General features: G+C 71.3%; 14 protein-coding genes. 8 read left to right on the top strand and 6 right to left on the bottom strand.

The features are described 5' to 3' along the window. Positions 1–101 precede the first annotated feature (101 nt). Positions 102–719, bottom strand: a complete 618-nt coding sequence (locus MQN93_RS28380) for a TetR/AcrR family transcriptional regulator (RefSeq protein WP_016434493.1) — start codon at positions 717–719, stop codon at positions 102–104. Beyond that, a complete protein-coding gene (locus MQN93_RS28375) occupies positions 716–1,321 on the bottom strand; it encodes a hypothetical protein (protein WP_242711807.1) in 606 nt (201 codons plus the stop codon). The genes MQN93_RS28380 and MQN93_RS28375 overlap by 4 nt, the downstream gene beginning before the upstream one ends. A 160-nt stretch (positions 1,322–1,481) precedes the next feature. Here MQN93_RS28375 and hmgA point away from each other — a divergent pair, with 160 nt between their 5' ends. From hmgA to MQN93_RS28360, 3 genes are read left to right on the top strand one after another with little or no spacing between them, the layout of a single operon-like run. Beyond that, positions 1,482–2,807 carry a homogentisate 1,2-dioxygenase gene (hmgA, locus tag MQN93_RS28370; RefSeq protein WP_242711806.1) on the top strand — a complete coding sequence of 442 codons (1,326 nt, stop codon included), beginning with the start codon at positions 1,482–1,484 and terminating at the stop codon, positions 2,805–2,807. A 27-nt stretch (positions 2,808–2,834) separates the two neighbouring features. Beyond that, complete coding sequence (locus MQN93_RS28365; protein WP_242711805.1) at positions 2,835–3,584, top strand: GntR family transcriptional regulator; 750 nt, start codon at positions 2,835–2,837, stop codon at positions 3,582–3,584. 40 nt (positions 3,585–3,624) lie between these two features. Then, positions 3,625–4,785, top strand: coding sequence for a type ISP restriction/modification enzyme (locus tag MQN93_RS28360; protein ID WP_242711804.1), 1,161 nt, complete (start codon positions 3,625–3,627; stop codon positions 4,783–4,785). Between the two features lie 274 nt (positions 4,786–5,059). Here MQN93_RS28360 and MQN93_RS28355 read toward each other — a convergent pair whose 3' ends face one another. The 3 genes from MQN93_RS28355 to MQN93_RS28345 all read right to left on the bottom strand — a co-directional run bounded on the left by MQN93_RS28355 (position 5,060) and on the right by MQN93_RS28345 (position 6,804). Next, positions 5,060–5,329, bottom strand: a complete 270-nt coding sequence (locus MQN93_RS28355) for a hypothetical protein (protein WP_016434498.1) — start codon at positions 5,327–5,329, stop codon at positions 5,060–5,062. A gap of 126 nt (positions 5,330–5,455) precedes the next feature. Then, positions 5,456–6,265 carry an anti-sigma factor gene (locus MQN93_RS28350; RefSeq protein ID WP_242711803.1) on the bottom strand — a complete coding sequence of 270 codons (810 nt, stop codon included), beginning with the start codon at positions 6,263–6,265 and terminating at the stop codon, positions 5,456–5,458. After that, positions 6,262–6,804, bottom strand: coding sequence for a sigma-70 family RNA polymerase sigma factor (locus MQN93_RS28345; protein ID WP_016434500.1), 543 nt, complete (start codon positions 6,802–6,804; stop codon positions 6,262–6,264). The genes MQN93_RS28350 and MQN93_RS28345 overlap by 4 nt, the downstream gene beginning before the upstream one ends. 251 nt (positions 6,805–7,055) lie before the next feature. On the opposite strand from MQN93_RS28345, the gene MQN93_RS28340 reads away from it, so the two are divergent. The 4 genes from MQN93_RS28340 to MQN93_RS28325 all read left to right on the top strand — a co-directional run bounded on the left by MQN93_RS28340 (position 7,056) and on the right by MQN93_RS28325 (position 13,759). Further along, complete coding sequence (locus tag MQN93_RS28340) at positions 7,056–8,585, top strand: DUF4331 domain-containing protein (protein WP_242711802.1); 1,530 nt, start codon at positions 7,056–7,058, stop codon at positions 8,583–8,585. 201 nt (positions 8,586–8,786) lie between these two features. Next, complete coding sequence (locus MQN93_RS28335; RefSeq protein ID WP_242711801.1) at positions 8,787–10,373, top strand: tetratricopeptide repeat protein; 1,587 nt, start codon at positions 8,787–8,789, stop codon at positions 10,371–10,373. Further along, positions 10,370–12,082: an urease accessory protein UreH domain-containing protein gene (locus tag MQN93_RS28330; RefSeq protein WP_242711800.1), complete on the top strand. Its 1,713-nt coding sequence runs from the start codon at positions 10,370–10,372 to the stop codon at positions 12,080–12,082. Before MQN93_RS28335 ends, MQN93_RS28330 begins: the two co-directional genes overlap by 4 nt. Before the next feature lie 63 nt (positions 12,083–12,145). Further along, the gene (locus tag MQN93_RS28325; protein WP_242711799.1) at positions 12,146–13,759 is read left to right on the top strand and encodes a serine/threonine-protein kinase; all 1,614 of its coding nucleotides are present in this window, start codon (positions 12,146–12,148) and stop codon (positions 13,757–13,759) included. On the opposite strand, the gene MQN93_RS28320 is transcribed toward MQN93_RS28325, so the two are convergent. Beyond that, positions 13,760–14,566 carry an SGNH/GDSL hydrolase family protein gene (locus tag MQN93_RS28320; protein ID WP_016434505.1) on the bottom strand — a complete coding sequence of 269 codons (807 nt, stop codon included), beginning with the start codon at positions 14,564–14,566 and terminating at the stop codon, positions 13,760–13,762. 376 nt (positions 14,567–14,942) lie between these two features. Here MQN93_RS28320 and MQN93_RS28315 point away from each other — a divergent pair, with 376 nt between their 5' ends. Beyond that, positions 14,943–15,221, top strand: coding sequence for a hypothetical protein (locus MQN93_RS28315; RefSeq protein ID WP_308404424.1), 279 nt, complete (start codon positions 14,943–14,945; stop codon positions 15,219–15,221). Positions 15,222–15,525: the final 304 nt, after the last annotated feature.

The raw sequence follows: 15,525 nt of genomic DNA, 5'->3' as shown, positions 1-15,525 counted from the left end.
CGACCGGTTGGCATGTTGGGGAGGGTTCCGCCGGACGAACCGGCGGAGCGACTCCGGCGGCCGGCGTGGCGATCGTCGTCCGCAGCCGGGGCCTCGGTCCCTCAGTCGAGCACCCGCGCCAGATACGCCTGCAGCAGCTCGCGCGCCTCCGCGATGATCTTCTCGTCGCCGTCCGGGGCCATCCTGAAGGCCAGGTGGACCAGGGTGTCGGCGGTCTCCACGGCGATGAGGAAGGAGCGGCGCAGATCCTCGTCCGGCTCACGGTCGAGATAGCCGGAGAGCAGTTCGGTGAGGCGGTCGGCGACGCGGTGGTTGGGCTCGGCGTTGCGGGCGCCGACCGGGATCTGGTTGCCGAAGTCGACCAGGGAGAAGCCGGGCGCCGTGCGCTTCATCGCCAGGTACTCGTCGAGGACGGCGTCCATCGCGCTGCGCCAGCCCCCCTCCCCCGCCGTCTTCAGCCGCTCGCCGACCTGCTCGGTGAACCGCTCCAGGTTGCGCTGGGCGAGGGCGTCGACCATCTGCCGCTTGTTGCCGAAGAAGCGGTAGACGGAGCCGATGGGCACTTCTGCGCGCAGCGCCACGGCCCGGGTGCTCAGGGCGTCGTAGCCGACCTCGTCGAGGAGGTCGGCGCAGGCGTCGAGGATCCTGGTGAGCCGTTCGGCGCTGCGGCGCTGCACGGGGGCGCGGCGTAGCGATGTCGCGTGGGGCACAGGCTTCATGATGCCTTTCCGGCGCGCTCCGGAGAACCTCGCCCCCCAGTACGCGGACAGGTGCGCGATGCACTCAATGCCGTCGTGTCCTCGGTGCGGCCCGGCCTGGCCGCGGCCTCGGACGCCGTGATGTCGGCCGTGCTCTCGATCGGCTCGCCCTTCACCGCCCAGACGGTGCCGTCGTCGGCGTAGAGCCGGGCGGTGACGTGGTGCGTGCCGCGTGGTACGAGCCGGGCCGGGAGGCGGCAGTTGAGGCCGCGGAGCCGGGTGACGAGCCGGTCGTCGACGAAGATGTACGCCAGGCCCCGCCCCGCCACCGCCTGCGGCTTCGCGCCTCCGGCGGAGAAGCGGAAGTTGCGGACGGTCAGGCGCACGTCCCAGGCGTTGTCCGCGTCGGGCTGCACCTCGATGCCGACCTCGGGTGCGTCCTTCTTCTGCACTTCGCGGTAGTGCCGCCCGTCCTCGTCCGTGTCCTCCAGGACTCTGCCCACCGGTGAGGCCGACCGCCCGTCCTTCCCCTCGTGGGCATCACCGGTCCCGCAGCCCGCGGATCCGGTCAGCAGCAGGACACAGACCGCGAGCGCGGCGGGCAGACCACGCGTCCACGACATGCCCGGAGACTAGAACACCGGTCCGACACTCGGATCCCCCTGGAGTCTGGTTCTCGTTCCTCCCTGGTGAGGAGGCCCGAAGACCCTCTTGCGCCGGCGAAACCGCAATCCTACGGTGTTCCATAGGAATCGGACTGCAGCTGTTCGCAAGGGAGCGACGATGAGCGGGGAAGCGCGCAAGACGGCCGAGGGGCTGACCTACCTCTCCGGTTTCGGCAACGAGCACAGCTCCGAGGCGGTGCCCGGTGCCCTGCCCGAGGGCCGCAACTCGCCGCAGCGCGCACCCCTGGGCCTGTACGCGGAACAGCTCAGCGGCACGGCGTTCACCGAACCGCGCGCCCGCAACCGCCGCTCCTGGCTCTACCGCATCCGCCCCTCGGCCGCCCACCCGGCCTTCACGCGCACGGACAACGGCCACATCCGCACGGCCCCGTTCACCGAATCGGTCGCCGACCCCAACCGGCTGCGCTGGAACCCGCTGCCCGAGCCCCCGGCCGGCACGGACTTCCTCGCGGGCCTGTGGACCCTGGGCGGCAACGGCGACGCGACGCAGCGCACCGGCATGGCCGTGCACCTCTACCACGCCGACTCATCCATGGAGCGCGTCTTCAGCGACGCCGACGGCGAGCTGCTGGTCGTCCCGGAGCGCGGCGGGCTGCTGCTGCACACCGAGTTCGGGCTGCTGCACGCGGAGCCGGGACATGTGGCGCTGATTCCGCGCGGGGTGCGCTTCCGCGTGGAGCTGCTGGACGAGGCGGCCCGCGGCTACGTCTGCGAGAACTACGGCGCCCCCTTCCAGCTCCCAGACCTCGGCCCGATCGGCGCCAACGGACTCGCCAACGCCCGGGACTTCAGGGCGCCGGTCGCCGCGTATGAGGACGCCGAGGGCCCGGTGGAGGTGGTCAACAAGTTCTGCGGCAACCTCTGGCGGGCGGCGTACGACCACTCACCGCTCGACGTCGTCGCCTGGCACGGCAACCATCTGCCGTACGTCTACGACCTGCGCCGCTTCAACGTCATCGGCACCATCTCCTACGACCACCCCGACCCGTCGATCTTCACCGTGCTGACGTCCCCGTCGGACACCCCGGGACTGGCGGGCGTCGACTTCGTGGTCTTCGCGCCGCGCTGGCTGGTCGGCGAGGACACCTTCCGGCCGCCGTACTTCCACCGGAACGTGATGAGCGAGTACATGGGCCTGATCGAGGGCGCCTACGACGCGAAGACCGCCGGGAAGGGGGGATTCGTTCCGGGCGGCGGCTCATTGCACAACATGATGTCGGCGCACGGCCCGGACCGGGAGACGTTCGACCGGGCGAGCGCGGCCGAGCTGAAGCCGCAGAAGGTGGACGACGGGCTGGCGTTCATGTTCGAGACCCGCTGGCCGGTCACGCTCGCCCCACAGGCGGCGGACGCGGAGCACCTCCAGCAGCGCTACGACGACGTGTGGCAGGGCCTCGAACGCCACTTCCGCCCCTTGCACTGAAGATCCCCGACCGGTACGGATGGCCCCGTGACCTCCTTCGCCCCGGACTCGATCGTCCTGAACCGCAAGCTGCCGCTCTGGTACCAGGTCTCGCAGTCCCTGCGCGCCTCGATACTCGGCCGCTCCCCGCAGGACCCCCTGCGGCTGCCCACCGAGGAGCAGTTGGCGGAGCACTACGGGGTGAGCGTGCTGACCATGCGGCAGGCGCTGAAGGAGCTGGAGGACGAGGGCCTGATCACCCGGCACCGGCGCCGGGGCACCTTCATCGAGCCCGACGCCCGCCGGGGCACCCCGGTCCGGCTGCTCGGCTCGGTGGACGCCATCGTGGCCCAGCAGTCCGGCATGACGACCGAGCTGCTGGACCACGGCACGGGGCCGGTGCCGCCCGAACTCGCCGAGCACTTCCCCGAGATCGACGAGGTGGCCACGTACCACCGGCTGCGCAGCGACGAGAAGACGGGCGAGCCGACGAACCACGCGCGCAACTACGTGCGTCCCGACGTGGCCGCGCGGTTCGAGGCGGCCGAGCTGCTGCACCGGCCGATGACCAAGGTGCTGCGCGACGTCGTACGGGTGGACATCAGCCGTATCACGGACACCGTCGAGGCCCGGCTGGCCGACCCGGAGACGGCCCGTCTGCTCCAAGTCCCGCTGCTCAGCCCGATCCTGCACTACACGGGCGTGACCTACGACGCCGAGGGAAGGGTGCTGGACGCCGCGGTGATCCACTACCGCGGCGACCGCTTCTCCTTCACGGTGACCCTGGACGCCACATGAGGCCCCCGGCCCCGGATGCCTGTCGGCGGAAGGTCGTACGATGCCCAGCGTGACGCACGACGACGCTCCGCTGCTGGCGGACCTCATGCCGTGGTCCGTCGCACCGCCGCGGCTCGGCCGGGGGTGGCCGGCGGGCCCCGACGCGGCCTGTCTGAAGTCGCGCTGGGACGCCCTGATGAAGGCCGAGGGCCCGGACCGGGAGGCCCTGTTCGAACCCTCCCGCTCGCGCACCCTGCACTCGGCGGTGGGCCAGCTGCCGGGCCAGTCGAGCGGCACGGAGAAGCTGCTGCGCGCCGTCGGCCCCTGCCCGGAGCCGGTGCGCGTGCTGCACGCCGCCTTCGACGAGCAGTGGCTGATCCCCGACCACCGGCTGATCGACTCGGCCCGCCCGGAGTTGTGGCGGGTGGCGGACGAGCGGCAGGTCTTCGTCGTGGAGACCCCGTCCGACACGGGCGGCCCGCAGCTGCTCGCCACGTCCCGTCTCCCGCTGCTGCGCCCCGGCCGTATCCGTCCGCTCCACCGCCGCCCCGGCGGTGCGGAGCCCAACCTGGCGCCGGGCCTGCTGGAGCACCTGGGCACGCGTCTGGGCCTCGTCCCCGCCCCGGTGGACGTGCTCGCCTGGATCATGGCGACGGTGCGGCCCGGTCTGACGGTCCCGCTCACCGAGGACGGCGAACTGTGGTCGCGGGGCGTGGAGTTGGGCCGCCGCATCCTGTGGCTGATGCGCCGCGACGGCGACCGGCCCAAGCTGCCGGGCGGCCGCCGCCCCTATGTCCGCGCCCCGCTGCCGTCCCGCCCGCTCACGATCGACTACGACCGTGACGAGGAGACCCTGCTGCTCGACGAGGGCCGCATCTCCCCCGTGCCGCCCGAGGCATGGGACTTCGAGGCGGGAGGTGTGCGCGTACTGGAGCAGTGGTTCACGGCGCGCACCGCTCGGGCCGAACCGGGCACGCTCGCGGCGATCCGCCCGGCGACCTGGCCGCAGGCGTGGACGTCCGAGCTGCTGGAACTGATCACGGTGCTGGCCCTGCTCGCCGAAGTACGGCCGCAGCAGCAGGAGTTGACGGTGACCGCGCCCGTCACGGCGTCCGAGCTGCACAAGGCGGGTGTCCTGCCAGTTCCCGGGACCGCGCGCAGGCCGGCGTCGGTCCTGGACCATCACGAGGAAGGCCCGGAAGGGCAGTTCGCGCTCATCTAGCCGCAGTGGCGGGGCAACTCGGGCGGGACGGTGGGGAGTTGGCAGCCGGGGCGGTGGGGAGTTGACAGCCGGGGCGGTAATAACCGGGGCGGTAGGAGTCGAGAGCCTGCGGGTCCGGCCGGGGACGTGGCTTCGGGCTCTGGGCGCGGGCCCTCGCCCGGTGGCGCACCTGAGCATCGCTGCTGCCGTGGGGATGACGGACGACGAGTGAGCAGCGCTGCGCCGGGACGGTGCGGTCGACCGGGCGTGGGCCCGCCGGGGGCGCCGGTGCGGCTCAGCGCCCGCCGAACAGCGAACGGCGCAGCCGACGCAGCGGCGCGAAGAGCAGTACGCGGCTGATCCGCGCACCCCTGGCACTGCGCTCCTGCGGGGTGTCGCGCGTGGTGAGCTCACGCATCAGCGTGGTCGCCTCGGCGGCCTTCTGTTGCGGCACGGCGGGACCGCCCAGCACCGAGAGGTGCCGGTCGAGGCGCGAGCTGCTCGCGCTGCTCCCGTACGTGATCGCAGGGACCCTCGCCCTGCTCCGCACTGTTATCTGTTCCATGTCACTCCCCACCCGTACGAGTCCACCCGGCCCGGGCAGAGTAACCCTATCGCTCCCTCGGGGCACTCGTGTATCGCGGTCACAGGATTCACCTTCCCCGTAAGGAGGTTGACGATTCCACGTTCGTCACTCTCCGAATCCAACCGCTTTCAGGGCGAGTTGGACAATCGGCTGGCTGGTGGGCTGCGGTGAGCCGCCGTCGGGCTCGACGGTCACAGCCAGTGATGTGGCAGACCTGTCGAGGTCGGTCGCGACCAGGGGCGTGTCGCCGCCCTTGAACAGCCCGAGGGAGCGTGGTTGCGCATTGGGGCGCATGAGCCACAGCTGGTGCACGCGTCCGCTGGGCAGGGAGCCGTATCCGCTGAGCGTGACGACCGCCTGTTTCTCGGACGCGGAGGCGACCACCGAGATGTTGCGGCCCCGGTCGTCCCGCCCCGCGGTCGCGCGTGCGTCGGGAGCTGCGAGAACGTGGGCGATCTCACGTGACTGGGCCCGCTCGGCGTTCAGCCGGTCCTGGGTCCGGTCGGCCTGGACCGCGAAGAGGGATGCGACCACGAGGGCCGCGGCGGCCGTCGCCGTGGCGAAGGGGACGAAGAGCGGGCGGCGCTCGCGGGGCGCACGGGAGCGCGCCGGCGGTGGCTGCGTGCCCCAGACGTGCGGCGGCAGTTGGGGCGTGTGCTCGTGCGCGGGCTCCTGCGGAGTGGCGCGTACGGCGGCCAGCACCCGGTCCCGCATCGCGGGCGGCGCCGGGACGGCCGTCGAATAGGCCAGCCGGACCGCGTCCTCGGACAGCGCCCGCACCTCGGCGGCACAGACGGCGCACGTCTGCAGGTGCTTCTCGAAGCGGGCCCGCTCGGCGGGCGCGAGCGCGTCGAGCGCGTAGGGGGCGGCCAGCGAGTGCGGGTCCTCGCGGCGCAGGCGGTCGCGCAGGCTCATGCGACACCTCCCAGGCACTTGCGCAGCTGGGTGAGTCCATCGCGCATCCGGGTCTTGACCGTGCCCAGCGGCAGCGAGAGCCGCTCGGCCACTTCACGGTACGTGTAGCCGTCGTAATAGGCGAGCGTGACGGACTGCCGCTGCAGGTCGGTGAGCCGGTCCAGACAGCGGCGCACCCACTCCCGTTCGAGGCCCGCCTCGACCTCCTCGGTGACCTGGTCGAAGGCGGGGTGGTGGGCTCGGCGCGCCTCGCGCTGCTCGCGCTCGCCGGCCGCGCGGGCGCTGCGCACCCGGTCGACGGCCCGGCGGTGGGCGAGGGTGAGGATCCAGGACAGCGCGCTGCCGCGCCCGGGATCGAACCGCGCTGCGGACCGCCACAGTTCCAGCAGCACCTCCTGGGCCACCTCCTCCGACTGCGCGGGGTCCCGTACGACCCGGCGCACCAGTCCGAACACCGGACCCGACACCAGCCCGTACAGCTCCTCGAATGCCTTCTGGTCTCCGCCCGCCACGAGCACCAGAAGCTCGTCCGCCTCCACGCGGTCCCCCTCTCTGCGGCCGCAAGGGCCCCGTCCCGTCACACCAGGCATTCGCAACGAACGCACCTCCGGATGGGGTTACGGATCAGAGTGCCGAAAACGCGGGTCCGCGGCCCACGAAACAAGATTCACGGGTCGTGGGGGACGAGCTCCCGAACTCGCCTCAAGAACGTTTGAGATTCGACCAATCCACTTTGCCGACCGCTCCGAATCAGCGTTCGTCAGGCAAGTTGGGACTGAGGACGGACGGCATGACACCTATCTCCAGGAGCGGTGCGGGACGCAGGAGCGTCGCGACCCTGATGGCAGGAGCGCTCGCTGCCGGGGGGCTCGCGGCCGCCGGCGTCGCCACGCTGGAACCGGGGGCGGCTTCCGCCTCCAGCCACCGGGAGGCCCCGCTGATCTCGGGGCAGCCGCAGTACGACAACACCGACGTGTACGCGTTCGTCAGCCCGGACAGGCCGGACACGACGACGATCATCGCCAACTGGATCCCCTTCGAGGACCCGGCGGGCGGCCCGAACTTCTACACGTTCGCCGACGACGCCCAGTACGACATCCACATCGACAACAACGGTGACGCGCAGGGCGAGTTGCTGCTGCGCTACACCTTCAAGACGCACACGAAGAACAAGAAGACGTTCCTCTACAACACGGGCGCGGTCACCAGCCTGGACGACCCCGACCTGAACGTCACGCAGTCGTACGACATCGACCTGATCAAGCTGCACAACCAGAAGGTGACGTCGAAGACGAAGCTCGCCGACAACGTGGCGGTGGCTCCGTCCAATGTCGGCAAGGCGTCGATGCCGGACTACGACACGCTGCGCAAGCAGGCGATCCACAAGCTCGCCAACGGCGCGCAGACGTTCGCGGGCCAGGCCGACGACCCGTTCTTCCTGGACCTCAGGGTCTTCGACCTGCTGTACGGCGGCGATCTCTCCGAGGTCGGGCGGGACACCCTCAAGGGCTACAACGTCAACTCGATCGCCCTTCAGGTCCCGACCGACATGATCACGGAGTCGGCGGACCAGCCGGTCGTCGGCATCTGGTCGACCACCCAGCGCAAGAACGCCCAGGGCTACTACGAGCAGGTCTCGCGTCTGGGCAACCCGCTGGTCAACGAGGTCGTCAACCCGCTGAAGGACAAGGACAAGTTCAACGCGTCCTCGCCGTGGAACGACGGCCAGTTCCTGAAGAACGTGACCAACCCCGAGCTGCCGAAGCTCATCGAGTCGATCTACAAGATCAAGGCGCCGGCCGAGCCGCGCAACGACCTGGTCGACGTGTTCCTCAAGGGCGTCAAGGGGCTCAACCAGCCGCCGAAGGTCCGGCCGGCGGAGGAGCTGCGCCTGAACACCTCGATCAAGCCCACGGCCGAGCCGAAGCGGCTGGGTGTGCTCGACGGTGACAACGCGGGCTTCCCGAACGGCCGTCGGCTCACCGACGACGTGGTCGACGAGGCGCTGCAGGTCGTCGAGGGTGAACTGGTCGGATCCAAGAACGACTTGGGCGACGCGGTCGACAAGAACGACAAGGGCTTCGGGCACTCCTTCCCGTACCTGGCCAACCCGACGGCCGGTTCGCGCGGTGCCACCGCCAAGGGTGCCACCAGCGGGAACGACGTCCGCAACCAGCTGGGGGACGCTCTGCAGCCGGCCTCCGACAACAACAGCAACATGACGCTGATCGCGGGGTCCGCGGGCGCCGGTGCGGCCGGGATCGTGCTGATCGCGGCGGCGCTGATGTGGTGGCGCCGGATGCGGAGGCGTGCGTACTGACTCTCGCGGGGGGACTGCCGGCCGTCGTTCGGCCACAGCGGTTCCGTGGCTGGTCGCGCAGTTCCCCGCGCCCCTTCGGTCCGGGCTCCGCCCGGGCCCGAACCCTCGACTGGCGTGGCCCGTTCGTACTCATCCCCCACGGCCGGGCCGCGCCGCACATCCCGCAACGTCCGCTTGCAGCACGTCGATTGAGGAGAGGGCATGGCCCCGCGCACGAACGGCACCGAGCCGGAGAGGAAGCAGGGCCCCGCGCCCGCCACCCCACCGAACCACGAGGCCACGCCACACCCCGAAAAGCCCCGGCACGACCCGGCCTTGGCGAAGAAGAACCCGCCGCCAGGCCCCGACGGCCCGGACCAGGCGGGCAGCTGCGCAGTCTCCGCCGGGAGCGGGGAAACGGACCTGAGCACGGAGGTCGGCCCCGGCGCGAATGCCGATCCCCGCGTCGCGGCCGTGCGGCGGGTGCGGGCGTTGCAGCTCGGGGGGACGGCTGTGCTGTTGGCTGTTGCGCTGACGGCCGGATCCATCGCGGTCGGTGCGTTGAGGGACCACGAGGACACCACCGTGGCCGCCGCATCCGGGGCCGTGTCCCCGGCCGTGCTGTCCGGTGGCCTGGACGCGAGCATCGCCGCGTTGCAGGCCCAACTCCGGGTCCAGCCGAAGGACTTCGGCAGCTGGGCCACGCTCGGTCTCGCCTATGTCGAGCAGGCCCGCACCAAGGGCGACCCCTCCCGCTACCCGCAGGCCCAGAAGGCGTTGAAGCGCTCGCTGGAGCTGAAGCCCGGCAACGAGCAGGCCGTCACGGGCCAGGCCGCCCTGGCCGCCGCGCGGCACGACTTCACGGACGCCCTCAGGTACGCGGACGGCGTGCTCAAGGAGAACCCGTACAGCGAGCGCGCCCTCTCCTCCCGTATCGACGCCCTCGTCGAACTCGGCCGCTACGCCGACGCGTCGAGGGCCGCCGACACCGCCGACTCCCGGCGCCCGGGCGTCCCGGTCTTCACCAGGTACGCGTACGTCCATGAGCTGCGCGGCGACGTGAAGACGGCGCGCCGGGTCCTGGAACAGGCCCTCGGCTCCTCCACCGCCCGCGGAGACATCTCCTACGTCGCCGCCCAGCTCGGTCAACTCGCCTGGAACCAGGGCGACTACAAGAGCGCACTCACCCACTACGCCCGGGCGCTCGCCGCCGACGAGAACTACCTTCCCGCACTGCAGGGCCGTGCCCTCGCGCAGTACGCGAGCGGCGACCGGGCCGCCGCAATCAAGGGGATGGAACAGGTCGTCGCCCGCTATCCGCTGCCCCAACCGCTGGTCGAGCTCGGCGAGATGTACGAGGAGCGCGGCGCCGAGGGCGACCGGGCGAAGGCCCTCGACCAGTACGCCCTGGTGGACGCGTGGATCGCGCTCGCCCGCGCCAACGGCGTCAACGCCGACCTCGACACCGCGCTCGCCGCCGCCGACCACGGCGACAGGACCTCGGCCCTGCGCGCCGCCCGCGCGGAGTGGACCCGGCGGCACACCGTGCACACCGCGGACGCCCTGGCCTGGGCCCTGCACGTCAACGGCCAGGACACACAGGCCCTTTCGTACGCCCGGCAGGCGACGGCCACCGGCTACCGCAACGCCTCGTTCCTCTATCACCGCGGCATGATCGAGCGCGCCACCGGCCACCCCGAGGACGCCCGCGCCTCACTGAAAGCGGCACTGAAACTCAACCCCGGCTTCTCCCCACTGGGCGCCCACGAGGCCCGCGAAGCGATCAAGGACCTGGAGGCGGCGCAGTGAACCCTCGTCGACTGCTCGCCTCCACCGGGGCCGTCCTCACGGCGGCCTGCGCGCTCGCGCTGTTCCCTTCCACCAGCGCGAGCGCGCACCCCCTCGGCAACTTCACCGTCAACCGCTACGACGGCCTCGTGGCCACGCCCGACCGGCTCCGTGTCGACCACGTCGAGGACCTCGCCGAGATCCCCGCCACGCAGGCCGAGCCGGACATCGAGCGGCTCGGCACGACCGAGTGGGCGCGGCAGCGATGCGCGAAAGCGGCGGACGGCAGCAAGGTCACCGTCGACGGGCGGGAAACCGCCCTGACCGTCGCCGGCAGCAAGGCCCAGAAGCGGCCCGGACAGGCGGGACTGACCACGCTGCGGGTCGAGTGCCGGCTGACCGCGCCGCTGCCGAAGGGCAACACCGTGACCGTCGGCTTCCACAGCGCGGGCGCGTCCTCCGGGCCCGGCTGGCGGGAGATCACCGCGCGCGGCGACCGGACGACGCTCGCCGCAACGGACGTACCGAAGAGCTCGGTCTCCCGCGAACTCACCAGCTATCCCAAGGAGTTGCTCTCCTCCCCCGCCGACACCTCGTCCGCCTCCCTGCGGGTGCGCCCCGGCGGGCCCGCCCTCACCGAGGACCGTCAGGACGCGCCGGCCGCCTCCGTGCTGCCGCGCGGCGCCGACCGCTGGACCCGTGCCCTGGACTCGCTGGTCGCCCGGCACGACCTCACCGTCGGCTTCACCGCACTGGCGCTGCTGATCGCGATCGTCCTGGGCGCGATGCACGCGCTCGCCCCGGGCCACGGCAAGACCCTGATGGCCGCGACGGCAGCCGCCCGCGGCGGTCGCGCCCGCCTCAAGGACGTACTGCCGCTGGCCGCCTCGGTGACGGTCACGCACACGCTGGGGGTGGTCGCGCTGGGCCTCCTGGTCACGGCCGGTTCGGGGGCGGCGCCCTCGGTGATCACCTGGCTGGGCATCGCGAGCGGCGTCCTGGTGGCCTGCGCGGGCGTGACCCTCGTACGCCGGGCCTGGCGCAACCGCGGCCCTGGGCACAGCCATGGTCACGGGCACACCCACGACCATCCCCACCCGCACGGCCCGGACGGCCACCCCCACCCGCACGAGACTGAGCAGCCCGAGGAGCGCGAACTCGTCCTGGTCGCCGCCCACACGGAACCCGTACCGACGACCGCCGAACACCATCCCCACCCGCCCGCTCACACGCACGACCACGACCACGCGCACACGCACACGCACGATCACGACCACAGCCACCCCCACAACCACCCCCACGACCACAACCACGGCCACGCCCACCCCCATCCGCACACCATCGAGCACACCCACGGCGGCTTCACCCACACCCACTCCACCGCCCCGACCCTGCGCGGCACGATCCTGCTCGGCTTCGCCGGCGGTCTCGTGCCGAGCCCGTCGGCCGTCGTCGTGCTCGTCGGCGCCGCGGCGCTCGGGCAGGCCTGGTTCGGGCTGCTGTTGGTCGTCGCGTACGGAGTCGGGCTCGCGCTCACCCTCACCGCGGCCGGGTTCGCGGTGGTCAAGCTGGGCACCGGGGTGAACCGCCTGCTGGACAGGCGTCCCCGCTGGACGGCCCGTCCGGTCGCGGCCCTGGTCCGCAGGAGCGCCCCCCTGGCGTCGGCGTTCCTCGTCGTCGCCCTGGGGATCGGACTGGTGCTCAAGGGGGCGGCATCCGCACTCGGCTGAGCTACGTTTGTGGAGAAATCACACGGAGTGGAAAAAGCACGCGGATGCGAATGGGGGACGCCCGTGTCCGAAGAACCGGGCAGTGAACGTGTGATCGCCGGCCGCTACCGCCTCCTGTCCCCCCTCGGCCAGGGCGGCATGGGAACGGTGTGGCGCGCCCGTGACGAGGTGCTGCACCGCGAGGTCGCCGTCAAGGAGGTGCGCGCGCCCGCCGGTCTGCCGGCCCCGGACGTGGAGCGGATGTACGCCCGCCTGGAGCGCGAGGCATGGGCGGCCGCGCGGGTCGCCAACCGCAATGTCGTCACGGTCTACGACGTGGCCACCGAGGACGGCCGCCCCTGGATCGTCATGGAGCTGGTGCGCGGCATCTCCCTCGCCGACCTCCTGGAGGCCGAGGGCCCGATGCCGCCGCAGCGGGCCGCGCACATCGGGGCCGAGGTGCTGGCGGCGCTGCGGGCGGCGCACGAGGCCGGGGTGCTGCACCGGGACGTGAAGCCGGCCAACGTACTGCTGGCCAACGACGGCCGGGTGGTGCTCACCGACTTCGGCATCGCCATGGTGGAGGGCAGCTCCGCGCTGACCATGACCGGCGAGGTCATCGGTTCGCCCGAGTTCCTGGCACCGGAGCGGGCCCTCGGCCGCACGCCGGGCCCCGAGTCCGACCTGTGGTCGCTCGGCGTCCTGTTGTACGCGGCGGTCGAGGGCAACTCCCCGTTCCGCCAGGACACCCCGCTCAGCACCCTGCGGGCGATCGTGGACGAGGAACTGCCGCAGCCGCTGCGGGCAGGTGCGCTGACCCCGGTCATCGAGGGGCTGCTGCGCAAGGACCCGGCCGAGCGGCTGGCCGCCGACCGGGCCGAGCAGGACCTGCGGATCGTCGGGGCGGGGGGCACGCCGCGCGCGGACGCCGCGCCGACTGCCCCGTACACGCCGACGATCGCCGCGTATCCGGCGCAGGGGACGCCGACTCCGCCGATGCCGTACCCGACCGCGCCGGCACAGGCCACGCCGGAGCTGGCCGCGACCACGGCCACCGTGCCGAAGCAGCGCAACCGCCGGGCAGCCGTCGTACTGGTCACCGGGCTGGTCGTGCTGGCACTGGCGCTGGCCGGTCTGACGTACGGGCTGCTGAACCGCGACAACGGCGGCGACGGGAACGCCGGGGGCGGCAACACCACCCGGGCGGGGGGCGGGACTTCGCAGACGCCGACCACCGAGCAGCCGGGCGGCGGCGGGGGCGACAGTCCGGCGCCGAGCAAGAGCAGCAGCGGTCGTACGACCGCGCCGCAGTCCGTGAAGGTCACGCTCGCGGGCGCGAACACCGACTACTCGGGCAGCTGTCCGCCCGAGAGCGGCCGGGCGCCGGCCTTCACGGCGACGTTCACGGTGGGGAATCTGCCGGCGCAGGTGAGCTATCGCTGGGTCTCGCGGGACGGCCAGGTCATGGACCAGGGGTGGAAGACCATGTCCTTTCCCGAGGGCGGTTCGAGGACCAGGCAGGACAGGGCGTTCGTGACGACCTACGACAGCACGGGGACCTTCCGCAACGAGATCAGTGTCGAGGTGCGCTCTCCGGTGGAGACGACGTCCAACTCGGTTCCGTTCTCGGTGACCTGTGTGGCGGAGACCCCGACGGGCGGGGCCTCCCCCAGTACTTCGGCGTCGCCCTCCGAGTGATCAGGCGGCGCTGGTCAGGACCGGCAGATAGCCGCCGGACTGGCCGGCCGCGGTCGGGTGGTAGGACTCGCCGATGTTCAGCCAGTCGACGCTGTGCAGCCAGGAGCTGCCGGAGCAGATCTCATGGCCGGTGAAGGTGGCGCGGACGTCGCCGAAGCTGAAGCCGTGGTCGGCCGCGGCCTTGGCGATGGCGGTGTCCAGCAGGTCGGCCGCGTCGTTGATCGCCTTCCGCTTGGTCTCGGAGAGGCCGATGCAGGACGTGCCGAGCTTGTAGAAGCGGGGGTAGCCGATGACGACCACATGGGCGTTCGGGGCCTTGGCGCTGATCGCCGAGTACACGGTGTCGAGTTGTCCGGGCAGGGTCGAGCCGACGTACGCCCTGGCGGTGTTGATGCGGGAGAGACAGGAGCTGTCGGACTGGAGCACACAGGTGGTCATGACGTCGGCGAAGCCGGCGTCGTTGCCGCCGATGCTGATGGAGACGAGTCCGGTGGCGGTGCTGAGCGGGCCGAGCTGTCCGGACAGAACATCACCCGTACGGGCGCCGGAGCAGGCGGTGAAGTCGAACGTCGAGGGTGAGTGGGCGGCGGCCCAGAGGTAGGGGTAGGCCTTCGTGCTGCGCTTGCAGTCGCCGCTGGAGCTGATGTAGCTGCCCGACCCGACCCCGGAGGAGTAGGAGTCGCCGAGGGCCACATAGCCGGTCGCTGCGGCGTCCGGGGACGCCTGCGCCGTCGTGGCCCCGGTGAGGGCCGCGCCGGCGGCGAGGAGGATGGAACTCACGAAGACGGCAATTCGGGAACGTCTCATGGAACCTCCCTTTAGCAGGATCTCTGCCGTAACCGTGGTAGCAACTACGCGCGTCAACGGGAAGTGTCCATGTCAAGATTTGGGGTCAACCACCGAGCAAATCCGGACAAGTTCATGTCCGATGCCCTCGCGTCAGCCTTGTTCAAGAATGCACAAGAACCGGTATGGGCCACTTCAGCACCTTGACGCCCCTCTTGCGCTGCGCGACAGTGAAGCCCGGCATCCGGCGCGTCGGGGGGCAAAGTCGCCAATGCAGACGATCCATATCAAGAGACCATCACCATCGGGCGCCCAGCGGGAGCGATCAGGACCGGGGAGGGACCTGTCGCCCGTGCTCGCGGGTGCCGCGACGGCCGTGGGGGGATTCGGCGCGCTCTTGGCGCTCGTCGACTCCGACTCACCCCTGCGCGGCCCGTTCACCCTGTTCTTCCTGCTCGCAGCGCCCGCGACGGCTGTCTGGGCCGCGCTGCGCGGGCTGGGGCCCCTCGGTCGCGCTCTCGGCGCGATCGCGGGTGCCGTTGTGCTCAACATGCTGGTGGCGCAAGGCATGTTGGCCGTTCACCGTTGGTCGGTGCGCGGCGGAATCATCGCAGTGGCCGTGATCAGTTTGCTGCTTCTGGTGGGCTGTGCAACGGTCAAACCAACAAAAACGTGAGGCCTCGTTCCAGGCCTTGCCATACGGGTTCAATCGTCAATACCGTCATACATCTCACCCGCAACGGTCCATCATCAAGCGGCTCCAGGGGAGGGCTCAAGGACCGCGATGGAGCCGGAGCGGGGCGCGGTAGGGGGGTGCCGTGCTCGGTGACCGCACTTGTGACCGAGTCGTGCCGCGCGACCGACTGCCGTTTCCTCGGCAGGCGGCCGGCCAGCTTTGCCAGCTCGTCTCGGCATGCACGGAGATCCATTTCGTGATGCCGCAGACGTGAACCCCCCTTTCGAACCGGACACATAACCGG

The sequence above is a fragment of the Streptomyces spinosisporus genome (genome assembly GCF_022698145.1).
Classification (GTDB): Bacteria; Actinomycetota; Actinomycetes; order Streptomycetales; family Streptomycetaceae; genus Streptomyces; species Streptomyces spinosisporus.
Note: the sequence above shows the minus strand (reverse complement) of the source record. Positions and strands in the feature narration are given on the sequence as shown.